The following is a 14835-nucleotide window of genomic DNA, read 5'->3' on the forward strand; positions in this document are numbered from 1 at the left end:
CTTTTCTAAATTGCCAGCAGTGTACCGGCCATGCAGTCAATTCGCGCGACCATAGTTGCGCTATAGTTGCTGCCCTCACGTACACGCTGCCTAAGAGTTCTACTCCATGTTCAACAAAGGATTGTTGCTGGCCTGCGCGCTGGCCTTGCTCAGTGCCTGTGACTCTTCGACGCCGGACAAGCCGGCGCCATCCGAAAAGCCGGCGGCCACAGCACCCGCTGCCACCCCGGCACCCCAACGCGAAGACCCGGCCGTACTCGCCAAACGCTACGAGGGCCGCGAGCTGACGGTGCTGGATGTTTCCGAAGTGCAGCTCGATGGCGCCGCGACGCTGTCGATCAGCTTCTCCGCGCCGCTGGATGCCAAGCAGGACTTCGCCAGCAAAGTGCACCTGGTCGACACCGTCAAAGGCAAGCTGGACGGCGCCTGGGAGCTCTCCGACAACCAGATGGAGCTGCGCCTGCGCCACCTGGAGCCGCAGCGCAAGCTGGTGCTGACCGTCGATAAGGGCCTGCTGGCGGTCAATGGCAAGCAACTGGACAGCGAGTCGATCAGCCGCCTGGAAACCCGCGACATGCAGCCGACCATCGGCTTCGCCAGCCGCGGTTCGCTGCTGCCCACTCGCCTGGCCGAGGGCCTGCCGGTGATAGCCCTCAACGTCGACAAGGTCGATGTCGAGTTCTTCCGCGTGAAGCCGGACATGCTCTCGACCTTCCTGGTCAACTGGGGGCGCAACAGCAGCCTTTACTACTACCAGTCCAAGGAAACCCTGGACATGGCCGAGCTGGTCTACAGCGGCCGCTTCGACCTCAACCCCGCACGCAACACCCGCGAGACCGTGCTGCTGCCGATCGCCGGCATCAAGCCGCTGCAGGAGCCAGGCGTGTACCTGGCGGTGATGCGAGCCTCGGGCACCTACGACTACTCGCAACCAGCGACCCTGTTCACCCTCAGCGACATCGGTGTGTCCGCGCATCGCTACCGCGACCGCCTCGATGTGTTCGCCCAGGCCCTGGAAGGTGGCAAGGCGATGAACGGCGTCAACCTGGAAATCCATGACGACAAGGGCAAGCTGCTGGCTCAGGCCAGCACCGATAGCGATGGCCACGCCCAGCTGCCGATCACGCCCAAGGCCGACACCCTGATCGCCACCCAGGGTGTGCACACCACCCTGCTGCGCTTGAGCAGCGCGGCGCTGGACCTGGCCGAGTTCGACATCACCGGCCCGCAGGCCAACCCGCTGCAGTTTTTCATCTTTGGCCCGCGTGACCTGTATCGCCCCGGTGAAACGGTGTTGCTCAACGGCCTGCTGCGCGACCAGGACGGCAAGCCGGTCAAGGCGCAGCCAGTGAGCGTGGAAGTGCGTCGCCCGGATGAGCAGGTCAGCCGCAAGTTCGTCTGGGAAGCCGACGGCAATGGCCTGTACCAGTACCAGCTGCAGCTGGCCAGCGAGGCCCCGACCGGGCGCTGGCAACTGCTGCTCGACCTGGGTGGCGGGCGCAAGCAGGTGTATGAGTTCCTCGTCGAAGACTTCCTGCCCGAGCGCCTGGCGCTGGAACTCAAGGGCAGCAGCAAACCGTTGTCTCCGGATCAGGATGCGCGCATCCAGGTCAATGGCCGTTACCTCTACGGCGCCCCGGCTGCCGGCAACCGCCTGAGCGGCCAGGCCTATGTTCGCCCGCTGCGCGAGGCGGTACCGGCGCTGCCTGGCTACCAGTTCGGCTCGGTCACCGAAACCGAGCTGAACCAGGATCTTGAGCTGGACGAAGTCACCCTCGACCAGGCCGGCAAGGCCGTGGTCGATATCGAAAGCCGCTGGGCCGAAGCCCGCTCGCCGCTGCAACTGACCGTGCAGGCCAGCCTGCAGGAGTCCGGTGGCCGGCCGATCACCCGGCGCCTGGAACAACCCATCTGGCCGGCCGAGCGCCTGCCAGGCCTGCGTGGCCTGTTCGACGGTGAGGAAACCGACAGTGACGGGCCGGTGGAGTTCGAGTTCCTGGTGGCCGACCGCAACGGCAAGAAGCTGGCGGCCAACGACCTCAAGGTGCGGCTGGTACGCGAGCGCCGCGACTACTACTGGAACTACTCGCAGAGCGATGGCTGGAGCTACGCCTACAACGAGAAATTCCTCACCCAGAGCGAAGAGACCGTCAGCGTCAAGGCCGGCTCCACCGCCAAGCTGAGCTTCCAGGTGGAATGGGGCCCGTACCGTGTCGAGGTGGAGGACCCGGAGACGGGCCTGGTGTCCAGCGCGCGCTTCTGGGCTGGCTACCGCGCCCAGGACAACGCCGAAGGCGGCGCGGTGCGACCGGACCAGGTCAAGCTGGCACTGGACAAACCGGCCTACGCCGACGGCGCTACCGCCAAGGTCACCGTCACCCCGCCCGCAGCCGGCAGTGGCTACCTGATGATCGAGTCCAGCGATGGCCCGCTGTGGTGGCAGGAGATCGACGTGCCCGCCGAGGGCAAGACGTTCGACGTGCAGCTGGACAAGCAGTGGGCCCGCCACGACCTGTACATCAGCGCGCTGGTGATCCGCCCGGGTGAGCGCAAGGCCAACGCCACGCCGAAACGCGCGGTGGGCGTGCTGCACCTGCCGCTGAACCGCGCCGAGCGCAAGCTGGCGGTGAGCCTGCAGGCACCGGAGAAAATGCGCCCGAAACAGCCGCTGACCGTGAAGGTCAAGGCTGCAAATGCCGATGGCAGCGTGCCGAAACAGGTGCATGTGCTGTTGTCGGCGGTGGATGTGGGCATCCTCAACATCACCGACTTCAAGACCCCCGACCCGTTCGCCAGCCTGTTCGGGCGCAAGGCCTATGGTGCTGACCAGCTGGATATCTACGGCCAGTTGATCGAAGCCGGCCAGGGTCGCCTGGCCAGCCTGGCATTTGGTGGTGACGCGGCGATGGCCAAGGGTGGCAAGCGCCCCAACACCACGGTGACCATCGTCGCCCAGCAGAGCCTGCCGGTGACCCTGGACGACAAGGGCGAGGGCCAGGCCACGGTCGATATCCCCGACTTCAATGGCGAACTGCGGCTGATGGCCCAGGCCTGGACCGAGGAACAGTTCGGCATGGCCGAAGGCAAGACCGTGGTCGCTGCGCCGCTGATCGCCGAGCTCTCGGCACCGCGGTTCCTGGCCGGTGGCGACCGCACCAGCCTGGCGCTGGACCTGGCCAACCTGTCGGGCCGTGCCCAGCAGCTGAACGTTGAAATCAGCACCGAAGGGCAGCTGAGCCTGGTGGCCAACGCCGTGCAGAACGTTGCCCTGGCTGAAGGCCAGCGCTCGACGCTGATGATCCCGGTACAGGCCCAGGGAGGCCTGGGGCAGGGCAAGGTGCATGTGCGGGTCACTGGCCTGCAGCTGCCGAACGAGCCGACCGGCGCGTTCGAGCGCGAGTGGACGCTGGGCGTGCGCCCGGCCTACCCGGCGATGCTCAAGCACTACCGCGTGGCCTTGAAGGACCAGCCATGGACCCTGCCTGAAGCAGACCTGGCCGCCTTCGAACCCGCCGGGCTTGAAGCCAGCCTGGCATTGTCGAGCCGGCCACCGCTGAACCTGGCCGAGCAGATCCGTGCCCTCGAAGCCTACCCCTACGGTTGCCTGGAGCAGACCACCAGCGGCCTGTACCCGTCGCTGTATGCCGATGCCGACAGCCTCAAGCGCCTGGGCATCAAGGGTGAGCCAGCCGATGTGCGCAAGCGCAAGATCGAGATGGGTATCGAGCACCTGCTGGGCATGCAGCGCTACAACGGCAGCTTCGGCCTGTGGAGCTCGGACAGCGAAGAAGAATACTGGCTGACCGCCTATGTCACCGACTTCCTGCTGCGCGCCCGTGACCAAGGCTATGGTGTGCCGGCCGAAGCGCTGAAGAAGGCCAGCGAGCGCCTGCTGCGTTACCTGCAGGAGCGCAACCTGATCGAAGTCGACTACAGCGAGAACGCCGAACACACCCGCTTCGCCGTGCAGGCCTATGCGGCATTGGTGCTGTCGCGCAGCCAGCAGGCGCCGCTGGGTGCCCTGCGTGGCCTGTTCGAACGCCGCGCCGACGCCCGCTCTGGCCTGCCACTGGTGCAACTGGCGGTGGCGCTGGACAAGATGGGCGACAAGCCGCGTGCCGAGCAGGCCCTGCAGGCAGGCCTGGGCATCAGCCGCGGTAAAGGCTGGATGGCCGACTATGGTAGCGCCCTGCGCGACCAGGCGCTGATCCTGGCGCTGCTGCAGGAAAGCAACCTGGCCAGCCGCCAGGTCGACCAGCGCCTGTTCGCCCTGTCGGATGAGCTGGCGGCCAACCGCTGGCTGTCGACCCAGGAGCGCAATGCGCTGTTCCTGGCCGGCCGTGGCCTGCTGGGCAAGCCGGAAGGCCAGTGGCAGGCGCGCCTGGACAGCGCGGGCGAAGTGCGCGAGTTCAACAATGCCGACTCCGGCATGAAGCTCGAAGGCCCGTTGCTGGCTTCGCCATTGAGTGTGCAGAACCAAGGCAGCGAAACGCTGTACCAGCAACTGACCTTGTCGGGTTACCCACGCCAGGCGCCTGCGGCCGGTGGCAACGGCATGCAGATCCGCCGTGAGTACCTGGGCATGAACGGCCAGCCGTTGGACCTGCACAACCTGCGCAGCGGCGACCTGGTGCTGGTGCACCTGGCGCTCAAGGCTGAAGACCGAGTGCCGGATGCGCTGGTGGTGGATTTGCTGCCGGCAGGCCTGGAACTGGAGAACCAGAACCTGGCGCAGAGTGCCGCCAGCCTGGACAACGCCAGCAGTGCGGTGAAGGAATGGCGCGAGTCGATGCAGAACGCCAGCGTGGTGCACCAGGAGTATCGCGATGACCGTTATGTCGCTGCGCTCAAGCTGGACAGCTACGGCACCACCCACCTGCTGTACCTGGCTCGGGCAGTGACCCCGGGCACCTACCGCGTGCCGCCGCCGCAGGTCGAATCGATGTACCGGCCAAACCTGCAGGCCGTGGGGGATGGGCAAGGGGAGATGACCGTAAAAGCCCGCTAGAATTGTATCGCCTTTACCGGCCTCATCGCCGGCAAGCCAGCTCCCACAGGATGGAGCATGGCTTGAGGGCGACGCGGTCGAGGTGGGAGCTGGCTTGCCGGCGATTGGGCCGCAACGCGGCCCCCGGCCTTGTTCAGTGAATCACCCAGCTCATCACCCACAACCCCAACAGCAGCCAGATGATCCCGAGGATGATCGAGGCGCGCATGAACGCGCGGATTGCCGAGTACAGCAGCACCAGCCCGATGATCAGGGCGAGGATGCTGAGCAGCGAGGTCTCCATGCCCAAGGTGCGCGCCAGGCCATCGATGAAATTGCCACCGGCACTGGCCAGCAGGTTGAACAGCCCGCTCAATGCGTCGACGATGAAGCGGATCAACGACCCCAGCGCCTGGCCCAGCCACTCGAAAAAACCTTCTACATGCATAGTTGCTTCCTGATGAACGAATCGGCGATGTTGCCGTTCCCAAGCCTTTGGCCATCACCTGGCCAGGTCGGTTCCCGATGCCAAGCTTAACGCGGCCGCGTACCCGTGCGGGCAGGCTGTTGCGCACCACGGTGATCGGCATGCTGGTGCTGTTCGGCCTGTTGTGGCTGGCCGACCGCCTCTGGCCGCTGCCCATGCCCGGCGACGACCTGGCCCGCGTGGTGCTGGCCGAGGACGGCACGCCGTTGTGGCGCTTTGCCGATGCCGATGGCGTGTGGCGCTACCCGGTCAGCCCCGACGAGGTTTCGCCGCTGTATCTGCAAGCGCTGCTGACCTACGAGGACCGCTGGTTCTACAGCCACCCCGGGGTCAACCCGTTGGCCCTGGCCCGCGCTGCCTGGCTGAACCTGCGTGGCGGGCGTGTGGTGTCGGGCGGCAGCACGCTGTCGATGCAGGTCGCGCGCCTGCTCGACCCGCATGAGCGCACCCTGGCCGGCAAACTGCGCCAGCTGTGGCGCACGGCGCAGCTGGAATGGCATTTGTCCAAGCGCGAAATCCTGCAGATCTACCTGGACCGCGCGCCTTTCGGCGGCACCCTGCAGGGCGTCGCGGCCGCCAGTTGGGCATACCTGGGCAAGTCGCCCATGCACCTGACCCCGGCCGAAGCGGCGCTGCTGGCCGTGCTGCCCCAGGCGCCCAGCCGCCTGCGCCCGGACCGTCACCCCGAGCGTGCCCAGCGCGCCCGGGACAAGGTGCTGCAACGCCTGGCCGAATACCAGGTGTGGCCGGCCCAGCAAATCCGTGAGGCTGCCGAAGAACCGCTGGTGCTGGCGCCACGTCAGGAGCCGGCCCTGGCGCCGCTGCTGGCCCGGCGCCTGAACAGCGCCGATAGCCCGCCGCTGATCCGCACCACGCTCGACGCCGCGCTGCAGCGTCGCCTCGAAGACCTGCTGCTGGGCTGGCGCGCACGGCTGCCGGAGCGCACCTCCGCCGCCATCCTGGTGGTCGATGCGCAGACCATGGCGGTGCGTGCCTACCTGGGCTCGATCGACCTGGCCGACGAGCGCCGCTTCGGGCATGTCGACATGGTGCGTTCGTTGCGCTCGCCGGGCTCCACCCTCAAGCCGTTCCTCTACGGCATGGCGCTGGATGACGGCCTGATCCATTCCGAGTCGTTGCTGCAGGATGTGCCGCGACGCTATGGCGACTATCGCCCCGGCAACTTCTCCATGGGTTTCAGCGGGCCGGTGTCGGCCAGTTCGGCGCTGGCGCTGTCGCTCAACCTGCCGGCGGTGCAGCTGCTGGAGGCCTACGGCCCGAAACGCTTTGCCGCGCAACTGCGCATGGCGGGCATGCCGCTGATACTGCCGCCCCTGGCCGAGCCCAACCTGTCGTTGATCCTGGGTGGCGCGGGCAGCCGCCTGGAGGACCTGGTGGGTGGCTACGCTGCGCTGGCGCGGGGTGGCAACAGTGCGCGGGTGCGCCTGCAACCGCAGGATCCGTTGCTGGAACGGCGCCTGCTGTCACCAGGGGCTGCGTGGATCATCCGGCGTATCCTCAGCGGCCAGGCGCGCCCCGACCGCGACCCGCATGCCGAGCTGGTGCAACGCCCGCAACTGGCCTGGAAAACCGGCACCAGCTACGGCTTTCGCGATGCCTGGTCGATCGGCGTGGGCCCGCGCTACCTGATCGGCGTATGGATCGGCCGCCCCGATGGCACACCGGTACCCGGCCAATTCGGGCTGGCTTCGGCGGCGCCGCTGATGCTGCAGGTGCACGACCTGCTGAGCAACCGTGACAGCCAGCGTGGCATCGGCGTGCCGGTGGAGCGGGTGCCGGCCAATGTCGGCGTGGCGGCGATCTGTTGGCCGCTGGGCCAGCCGATGAACAAACAGGACCGCAACTGCCGGCGTCAGCGTTTCGCCTGGACCCTCGACGGCACTACCCCGCCAACCCTGCAGGCCGCCGACCAGCCACTCGGCCTGGGCCTGCGCGAAAGCGTATGGGTCAACGACCAGGGGCTGCGCGTCGATGGCAGTTGCCCGGGCGCCAAGGCCCGCGAGATCGCCCTATGGCCCGCCCCGCTGGAGCCTTGGCTGCCACGTGTGGAGCGGCGTGCGGCGCGCCTGCCGGCCATCGACCCAGCCTGCCCGCCGCAGGTGCCAGCCAGCGCGCCACCGCTTTCGATCGTGGGCGTGCGCCCGGGCGACAACCTGCGCCGCCCGGCCACCAGCAGCGAACCGTTGCAACTGTATGTGTCGGCGCTGGGCGGCGGCGGGCGGCGCTGGTGGTTCCTCAACGGCCAGCCATTGGGCGAAACCCAGGGGCAGGACAGCCTGCTGGTGCGCTTCCAACAGATAGGCCAGGCGGAAATCAGCACGCTGGATGAAAGCGGCGAGACGGCGCGCGTGGCGTTCCAGGTCAGCGAGTAGCCGTTCGACGAGGGCCGAGGCAGCACCTACGCTTGCAAATAACGGGTGTGACCGGCTGGCGCCCCTGATGCCTGTCAGTCAAGCAATTTGGGGCCGCTTTGCAGCCCTTCGCGGGCACGCCCGCTCCCACAGTTCAGGAAATGCGCGATCTCGGTGGGAGCGGGCGCGCCCGCGAAGGGCTGCAACGCAGCCCCAGGGAACATGGAGCGCCCTATGCGTCCTCTGGCCGTGCCCCTGTTGTTGCTGCCTTGGGCGCTTGCGGCCCATGCCGAACCATTGCCGGGTTTTCTCGACAGCCATGAGTACGAACGTCGCCTGCCCGGCGCCAACCTGCCAATAGACGCCTACCGCCCGGTCAGCGCTCACCTGCAGCTGGCCGGGGTGGAGAGTGACAGCCCCGCGTGGGCGCCTGCGGATACCCCGCTGGTGCTGCATAAAGTGCGCTTCGAAGGCGGCACGGTGTTCCCCTTGAGCGACCTGCGCGAACACTACCAACCGCTGATCGGGCGCCAGACCACGTTGGGCGAGCTGCAGCAGTACACCGCGCGCCTGACCCAGCGCTATCGGCAGGAAGGCTACCTGTTGTCGTACGCCTACCTGCCGCCGCAGGAGGTGGCCGATGGCCGGGTCAATGTGGTGCTGGTCGAAGGCTATATCCGTGATTACCGCGTGGACGGCGATATCGGCCCGGCCGGCGCCTATCTGCACCAACTGCTGGAGCGCCTTGCAACCGAGCGCCCGCTGACCCGGGAAACGCTGGAGCGCTACCTGGGCCTGGCCGAGCGCCTGCCGGGGGTGACGATAGAGCCGCAGCTGGCCGTGGCGCAAACCGCTGATGGTGCTGCGCGGTTGACCGTGCATGCGCAGCGCAAGCCGTTCAGCGCTGCGGTTACCGTTGCTGATGGCAACCGCGACGATGCACAGGCGCTGATGACGGCAACCAGCCACGCCCAGACTCGCTTTGCCGAACAGATCGAGGCCAGCCTGTTGCTGCCGCCGGGGGATGACCAGGTGCATTACCAGCGCCTGGCCTACAGCCAGTACCTGGACGCGGGCGGCAGTCAGCTGCTGCTGTCGGCTTCGCGCTATCGCAGCGAGCCCGGCACGCGGATTCGTCTGGACGATGGCCGTGGCATCACCCGCAAGCGCGACAGCGATCGCTATGCGATCGGCCTGCGCCAGCCGGTGATCGTCAGGCCGGATGAATGGATGGTGGTGCAGGGGCAGGTGTATTCGGTCAGTGAGCACTTCGAGGACCGGGTGGATGGGTTGCCATCGGCACGGGACTACGACACCTACGTGCGTGCGATGTCATTCGAGGGCGACTGGCGCAAGGTGGAAGAGGGCCGTTTGCGTATCGTCAGCGCCGGGGTCTATCAGGGCCTGGATTACCTGGGGGCGCGCAGCGATGCCGACTACGATCTGGATTTTCTGCGGTTGCGGCTTTCCGGTTTGCAGAGCGACAGGCTGCTCGGTAACTGGCAGGGGGTGGTGTCCGGGGCGCTGTACTGGAGTGATGACCGCTTGCCCGACAGCGAGCGTGCGGGGTTTGGCGGGCAGAGTTTCGGCCGTGGCTACCCGCGCGACCAGGCGGACGGGGACAAGGGCTGGGGTGTGGCTTACGAGGTGAATTACAGCATGCACGCCAACTGGCTGGCGTTGCTGCAGCCCTATGTGGTGTTGGATACGGCGCAGGCCTGGCATAACCGGGGGCCTGTGGAGGATGCCCACCTGGCTTCGGCGGCGCTTGGTGTGCGGTTGGGCGATGGGCGCTTGTTCAATGTGGCGCTGGAGCTGGCCAAGCCTTTGGCGGATGTGGCATTGGACAGCCTGAACCGTGGGCCTCGGCTGACTTTGACGCTTGGCGTTCAAATGTAAGGGGGCGCGCTGCGCCCCAATCGCGACACAAGGCCGCTCCCACAAGTCCACCGCCATCCTGAAGGTTGTGAAGTCCCTGTAGGAGCGGCCTTGTGTCGCGATTGGGCTGCGAAGCAGCCCCCGGGAATCAATTACTCAATGGGTAGTAAACCGCTGATGCACCGGCGACGAACTGGGTGTCAGTGCCAGGGCCAGCTGGGTGCGGTTGTGCATGTGGGTCAGGCGCAGCACCTGCGACACATACAGCTTCACGGTGTTCTCGGTAATGCCCAGCTCACAGGCGATCTGGTAGTTGGTCTTGCCCTTGCCCACCAGGCGGGCCACCTCCAGCTGGCGTGGCGACAGCTTCTCGAACGCCGCTGGCAGCTCGCTTTCGCTTTCTTCCACATCCGTGGCACGTCGATGAGTACCCTGGCCCCGGGCCTTTTCCAAATCCTGGTAGAGCTCGTCAATCGATTCGGCCAGATCCTGCAGGCGCTGATTCAATCCGCCGAGGTCGTGGAAGTTGCGCTGGCGTTCCAGCAATGCCTCTTCCTGCCGACGTACGCCTTCAAGCAGTTCATCGAGTTCCACCGGCTTCTGGTAGTAATCGGCAAAGCCTTCGCGCAGCGCGCGGATCACATCCTGTTTCTCGGCACGCCCGGTCAACATGATGGCTTCGAACATGCGCTGGCTGCCGTCGACCTGCTTAAGGGTGCGCATCAGTTCAACGCCATCCCGTCCCGGCATGTGCAGGTCGCAGATAAGCAGACCGATGGCTGGGTCTGCCATATAGCGCTCGATGGCTTCGTCAGCAGAATGGGCCGGTACGCAAACATAGCCCTTGGTTTCGAGGAATTCACAGAGTTGTTCGACAATGACCGGTTGGTCATCCACCACCAAAACCTTCAACTCACTCACTTGTCTGGACACGATCCACTCCCTGTTCGTATACGGCCCTGCTCCCGGGCCAGACGCTCTGGCAGTTTAAAAATAGTCGCACCAAGCGAATATGTACAAGTTTTGTACAAGGTGTCGGGCCACAGGCAAGCTCATTGGACCCATACCGCTGTCAACAGAAAGCCGGCCAGCACATAGGGGACGAACGCCTGCTTGTCACCCATTTCTTCGGTCAGGGCCTGCAAACGCTTTTTCACCTTTGGGTTGAGCAAGGTCCACAGGCGCCGGCGGGTGAGCAGCCACAGCAGCACGCTGACACCGGCGCCGATGAAGGTGCCAAGCACGTATTGCGGGCTGGTGGCCAGGGCCAGGGCGCCCATCAGCTTGACGTCATCGGCGCCGAAACGGCCGAGCATGTAACCGGGCAGCGTCAGCAGCATGACGATGGCCAGCGCCCAGCCTGCATCGCTGGCATCGGCACCGATCCAGCTGTGGCCGGTGGCGAACAGCCAGGCCAGGGCGCAGGTAGCCACGCCAAGGGTGAGCATGTTGGATATCTGGCGTTGACGCACGTCCTGTTCGGAGCACAAGGCAAGCCACAGCAGGAGAACAATGCTTTGCATTGGCAGGTCGCCCTTCCCAAATGTTGAACACATCTACCCGGTCAGTCAGGTTTCCTTAAGTGAAGATAGACGGGAACCTGTGGGGAGTGGAGCGGGAGAAAGAAAAAGGCGTGGCCGGGATGGATTTTGTCGCTGTTGAAACAGGCCTCGCAGGCGACTCTTGTGGGAGCGGGTTCACCCGCGAACACCGGCAAAGCCGGTGCCATGCACCGCGTTGTTTTCTTCGCGGGTAAACCCGCTCCCACAGGGGCTGCGGCGCCTGCATAACCGCGTTCGGTGTTACTTCTTGCTCCCCGGCGGGTAGTTGGCCAACACCTTGGTCACGGTGTTCTGGATCGCGCTGTTGCGTTCCTCGGGGCTTGGCGGGTAGTTGTTCATGATCTGCTCGGCACTGCCGCGCCACACCAGCTTGCTGTCACGCCCATCGAAGAGGTCGATCTGGATGGTGGCGACCTTGTAGTCGACGCTGCGGGTTTCGTTGTACATCGGCCCACCCCAATAGCCGCCCCAGTAGCCCCCCCAGCCACCGCCGTAGTTGGTGGTGATCTGTTGCTGGCGCTGCTCGACGATCAGGTACGCACGCACTGTCAGGTCTGGCCGTGCGCCACTTTGCACCGGGCGCAGGCCGCGCTGGTCAAGTTGATTTGCGACTGCCTGGCGAATGCGCTGCTCGGTCAGGTCGCTCTTGATTCGTGGGTCGTCCGGGCGGTACTGCAGGCCCGGTTCCTGCCATGCCCAGCTGCGGTAGGCTGCAAAGTCACGGCTGGCATCGAAATCCTGCTGGACGTTATTGCTGGAGCAGGCGGCGAGCAATAACGCGAATGACAGTAGAACGAGACGGCGCAACATGATGGTTCTCCGTTGGATATCAACTGGGAGGATAGCCGTTGAGCGCCTTGTGCACAGAATCGCGCAGGGCGCTTTCGCGTTCACGCGGCGAGTCCTTGTCGCTGCCGCTTTCGGCGCTGGCACTCCATACCGGCTGGCCGCTGCGGGCGTCGTACAGGTCGATACGCACCACCATCACTTGCACCTCGTAGGTGCGCACGATGGGCACGCTGGCATAGCCACCATAGCCATGGCGGTAGCCGCCATAACCGACACCACCGTAGGGGTACGGGCCGTAGTAAGGGTCGTAGGCATCGTAGTCATGTACCTGGCGCAAGCGCTTTTCCAGGCGTATGTCGGCGCTGACCAGCAAGTCGCCGGGGCCGCCCCGGGCGGGACGCAGGCCATGCTGGTCCAGCGCGCCGCTGACGGCATCGGCCAGTTGCCCCGGGTCGGTATCGACCGAGCCACTGGGCAACTGGCCGTCGCGCCAACTCCAGCTACGGTAGTGCCCGTAATCACGGGCCGGTGTCGGGTAGGCACTGGCATCGAAGGTGCTGGCCGCCTGGGCAGGCGCCGGTGGTAACGGGCGGCTGCTGGCCACATAGGGGTTGCTGCCCTGGCAGCCAGCCAGGGCAAGCGGCAGCACGGCCAGGCATAACAGACGGTACGGCATGTATTCCTCCCGGCGGGCAGGTCAGCGGGGGCGGCAGACCCAGTGCAGGTAGCGGCCGAGCCCGGCGAAGCTGGGGTGTCTACGGTAGGCCAGTTCCATTTCCAGCAGGTCGAGCAGCTCGGCCTTGCCTTGGAATTCCTTGGGCATGTAGTCGTGGAACACCCGCACGCCACTTTCGCTTTCAACCTGCCACATAGGATCAAGTTGCGCCCTGAGTTCGCGTGGATCAAGCGGTTTTTGCGGGGTCAGGCTCTGCTTTTCACCTTCCAGCCGGTTGCTGCGCAACTTGCGGAAATGGCCCTTGAGCAGGTTGCGATAGACCAGGGCGTCGCGGTTGTAGAAGGCCAGCGACAGCCACCCGGAAGGGGCCGTGAGCTGGTGCAGCACCGGCAGGATGCTTTCGGGCTCGGCCAGCCATTCGAGTACGGCGTGGCATAGCACCAGGTCGTAGGGTTCGGTCAGCTGGCCAAGCAGGTCTTGCCAGGGGGCCTGGATGAAGGTGGCCGGTTGGCCGGCTTCGGCAAAGCGCGCCCGTGCGCCGTCGAGCATGGGCGCGGCGGGTTCGGCCAGGGTCAGCTGGTGGCCGCGCTGGGCCAGCCACAAGGCCATGTGACCCAACCCGGCACCGATGTCGAGGATGCGCAGCGGGCGGTCGGGCAGGGCTTCGGCCAGGTCGGCCTGCAGCACGGCCAGGCGGATGGCGCCCTTGGCGCCGCCGTAGATCTTCTCGGCAAAGCGGGTGGCCAGCTCATCGAAATGACGGTCGTTCATCGGGCGAAGCGCCTCTCGCTGTCGGCCAGCTTGGCTCGCACCACCTGGTCCATGTCCAGGCCCAGTTCGCTGCACAGCAGCAACAGGTACAGCACCACATCGCCGATTTCCTGGCCGGCATGGGCCAGCTTGTCGGCGGGCAGCTGGCGCGATTGGTCTTCGCTCAGCCACTGGAAGATTTCCACCAGCTCGGCCATTTCGACGCTGGCGGCCATGGCCAGGTTCTTCGGGCTGTGGAAGCCACGCCAGTCGTTGTTGTCGCGGATCTGGTGCAGGCGTTGGGTGAGTTCTTGCAGGTTCATCGGGGGTCTCCTAATGCTGCATAGCTTCTGCGCAGGCCCGATGCAAAGCAAGGGGGCCGCTATGCGGCCCAGTCGCCGGCAAGCCAGCTCCCACAGGATAATTACCGGCCCAAGCCTGCGCGCCCCCTGTGGGAGCTGGCTTGCCGGCGATGAGGGCTTAAAGCCGGTCCCAGCGCCCGACCATATGCAGAACCCCTCCATGCCCATCCAGCCGCAGCTCTCCCGCAGCCCCCGCCTCACTGGCACCGAGCACCACCTCCGACGGCAACCGCACCGGTTTGCGGAAATCCACCTCGAAGGCATAGCCACTGTGCGGCAGGTGCCCGCGCAGTGCCGCCAGGGCCATGGCCTTGCTCCACATGCCATGGGCAATGGCCGTGGGGAAGCCGAACAGCCGCGCACTGGCTGCGCTGAGGTGGATCGGGTTGTAGTCCCCACAGACCTTGGCATAACGCCGGCCGATATCGCTGTCGGCGTACCAGCGGGTCGCCTCTGGCAACGCTTGCGGCTCGTTTTCGGCAGGCTCACCTGCCTCGCTTTCCAGCTTCAGCCCGCGCACCAGCATGCGGCTGGTCTCGCGCCAGAGCAGGCCGATGCCGTCTTCGGCTTCGGTGACCAGGTCGAAGGTGCCGCCCTTGGCATGCGCTTGCAGATTGCCTGCATGCACCGCAAAGCGCAGCCCTTCGATACCGCCCAGTGGGCGCAGCACCTCGATGCGGTTGTGCAGGTGCACCAGCCCGAGCAGCGGGAAGGGGAAGTTTGGTGCGGTCATCAACTGCAACTGCAGCGTGAACGCCAAGACATGTGGATAAGTACCCGGCAGGCGGCCATCGTCGGTGAAGTGGCACAGCCGACGATAAGCGGCCAGGTTGCTCGGCTGGACGCGAATGAAGCAGCGCAGGCCGTCGTCCGGCAGCTGGTCGCCGCTGATGCTGCGCTTGCTGGCCGCGCGCAGGTACAGGCTGGCGCGCGAAGCCGGGCTGTGCAGGTCGTGCCAGTGTCGGCTCATGT

11 protein-coding genes are annotated in these 14835 nt (G+C 65.8%); 3 read left to right on the forward strand and 8 right to left on the reverse strand.

The genetic code is table 11. From position 1 onward, the window contains the following. Nucleotides 1-106: 106 nt before the first annotated feature. Nucleotides 107-5008, forward strand: a complete 4902-nt coding sequence (locus ABX298_RS13585; protein ID WP_367393223.1) for an alpha-2-macroglobulin — start codon at nt 107-109, stop codon at nt 5006-5008. A 133-nt stretch (nt 5009-5141) separates the two neighbouring features. Here the strand turns inward: ABX298_RS13585 and ABX298_RS13590 are convergent, their stop codons facing one another. Continuing rightward, nucleotides 5142-5435 (reverse strand): hypothetical protein, encoded by a 294-nt coding sequence (locus ABX298_RS13590; RefSeq protein WP_025337571.1) that lies wholly within the window; start codon nt 5433-5435, stop codon nt 5142-5144. 77 nt (nt 5436-5512) lie between these two features. On the opposite strand from ABX298_RS13590, the gene pbpC reads away from it, so the two are divergent. After that, a complete protein-coding gene (gene pbpC / locus ABX298_RS13595) occupies nt 5513-7867 on the forward strand; it encodes a peptidoglycan glycosyltransferase PbpC (protein ID WP_367393224.1) in 2355 nt (784 codons plus the stop codon). A 213-nt stretch (nt 7868-8080) separates the two neighbouring features. Then, the gene (locus tag ABX298_RS13600) at nt 8081-9745 is read left to right on the forward strand and encodes a ShlB/FhaC/HecB family hemolysin secretion/activation protein (RefSeq protein ID WP_367393225.1); all 1665 of its coding nucleotides are present in this window, start codon (nt 8081-8083) and stop codon (nt 9743-9745) included. A gap of 135 nt (nt 9746-9880) precedes the next feature. Here ABX298_RS13600 and ABX298_RS13605 read toward each other — a convergent pair whose 3' ends face one another. The 7 genes from ABX298_RS13605 to ABX298_RS13635 all read right to left on the reverse strand — a co-directional run bounded on the left by ABX298_RS13605 (nt 9881) and on the right by ABX298_RS13635 (nt 14833). Further along, nucleotides 9881-10657 (reverse strand): response regulator transcription factor, encoded by a 777-nt coding sequence (locus ABX298_RS13605; RefSeq protein ID WP_286100977.1) that lies wholly within the window; start codon nt 10655-10657, stop codon nt 9881-9883. A gap of 119 nt (nt 10658-10776) precedes the next feature. Next, entirely contained in the window at nt 10777-11247 is a 471-nt protein-coding gene (locus ABX298_RS13610; protein ID WP_075044498.1) for a prepilin peptidase, read from the reverse strand. A gap of 279 nt (nt 11248-11526) precedes the next feature. Next, the gene (locus ABX298_RS13615) at nt 11527-12096 is read right to left on the reverse strand and encodes a DUF4136 domain-containing protein (RefSeq protein ID WP_075044499.1); all 570 of its coding nucleotides are present in this window, start codon (nt 12094-12096) and stop codon (nt 11527-11529) included. A gap of 19 nt (nt 12097-12115) precedes the next feature. Further along, the gene (locus tag ABX298_RS13620) at nt 12116-12751 is read right to left on the reverse strand and encodes a DUF4136 domain-containing protein (protein WP_367393226.1); all 636 of its coding nucleotides are present in this window, start codon (nt 12749-12751) and stop codon (nt 12116-12118) included. A 21-nt stretch (nt 12752-12772) separates the two neighbouring features. Then, on the reverse strand, nt 12773-13522 hold the full coding sequence (locus ABX298_RS13625; protein WP_015268825.1) for a methyltransferase domain-containing protein: 750 nt from the start codon (nt 13520-13522) through the stop codon (nt 12773-12775). Beyond that, the gene (locus ABX298_RS13630) at nt 13519-13824 is read right to left on the reverse strand and encodes a MazG-like family protein (RefSeq protein WP_013970728.1); all 306 of its coding nucleotides are present in this window, start codon (nt 13822-13824) and stop codon (nt 13519-13521) included. Before ABX298_RS13630 ends, ABX298_RS13625 begins: the two co-directional genes overlap by 4 nt. A gap of 157 nt (nt 13825-13981) precedes the next feature. Then, nucleotides 13982-14833, reverse strand: a complete 852-nt coding sequence (locus ABX298_RS13635) for a MaoC family dehydratase (RefSeq protein ID WP_367393227.1) — start codon at nt 14831-14833, stop codon at nt 13982-13984. Nucleotides 14834-14835: the final 2 nt, after the last annotated feature.

This window comes from Pseudomonas sp. X4, assembly GCF_040784925.1.
Lineage (GTDB): Bacteria > Pseudomonadota > Gammaproteobacteria > Pseudomonadales > Pseudomonadaceae > Aquipseudomonas > Aquipseudomonas putida_Z.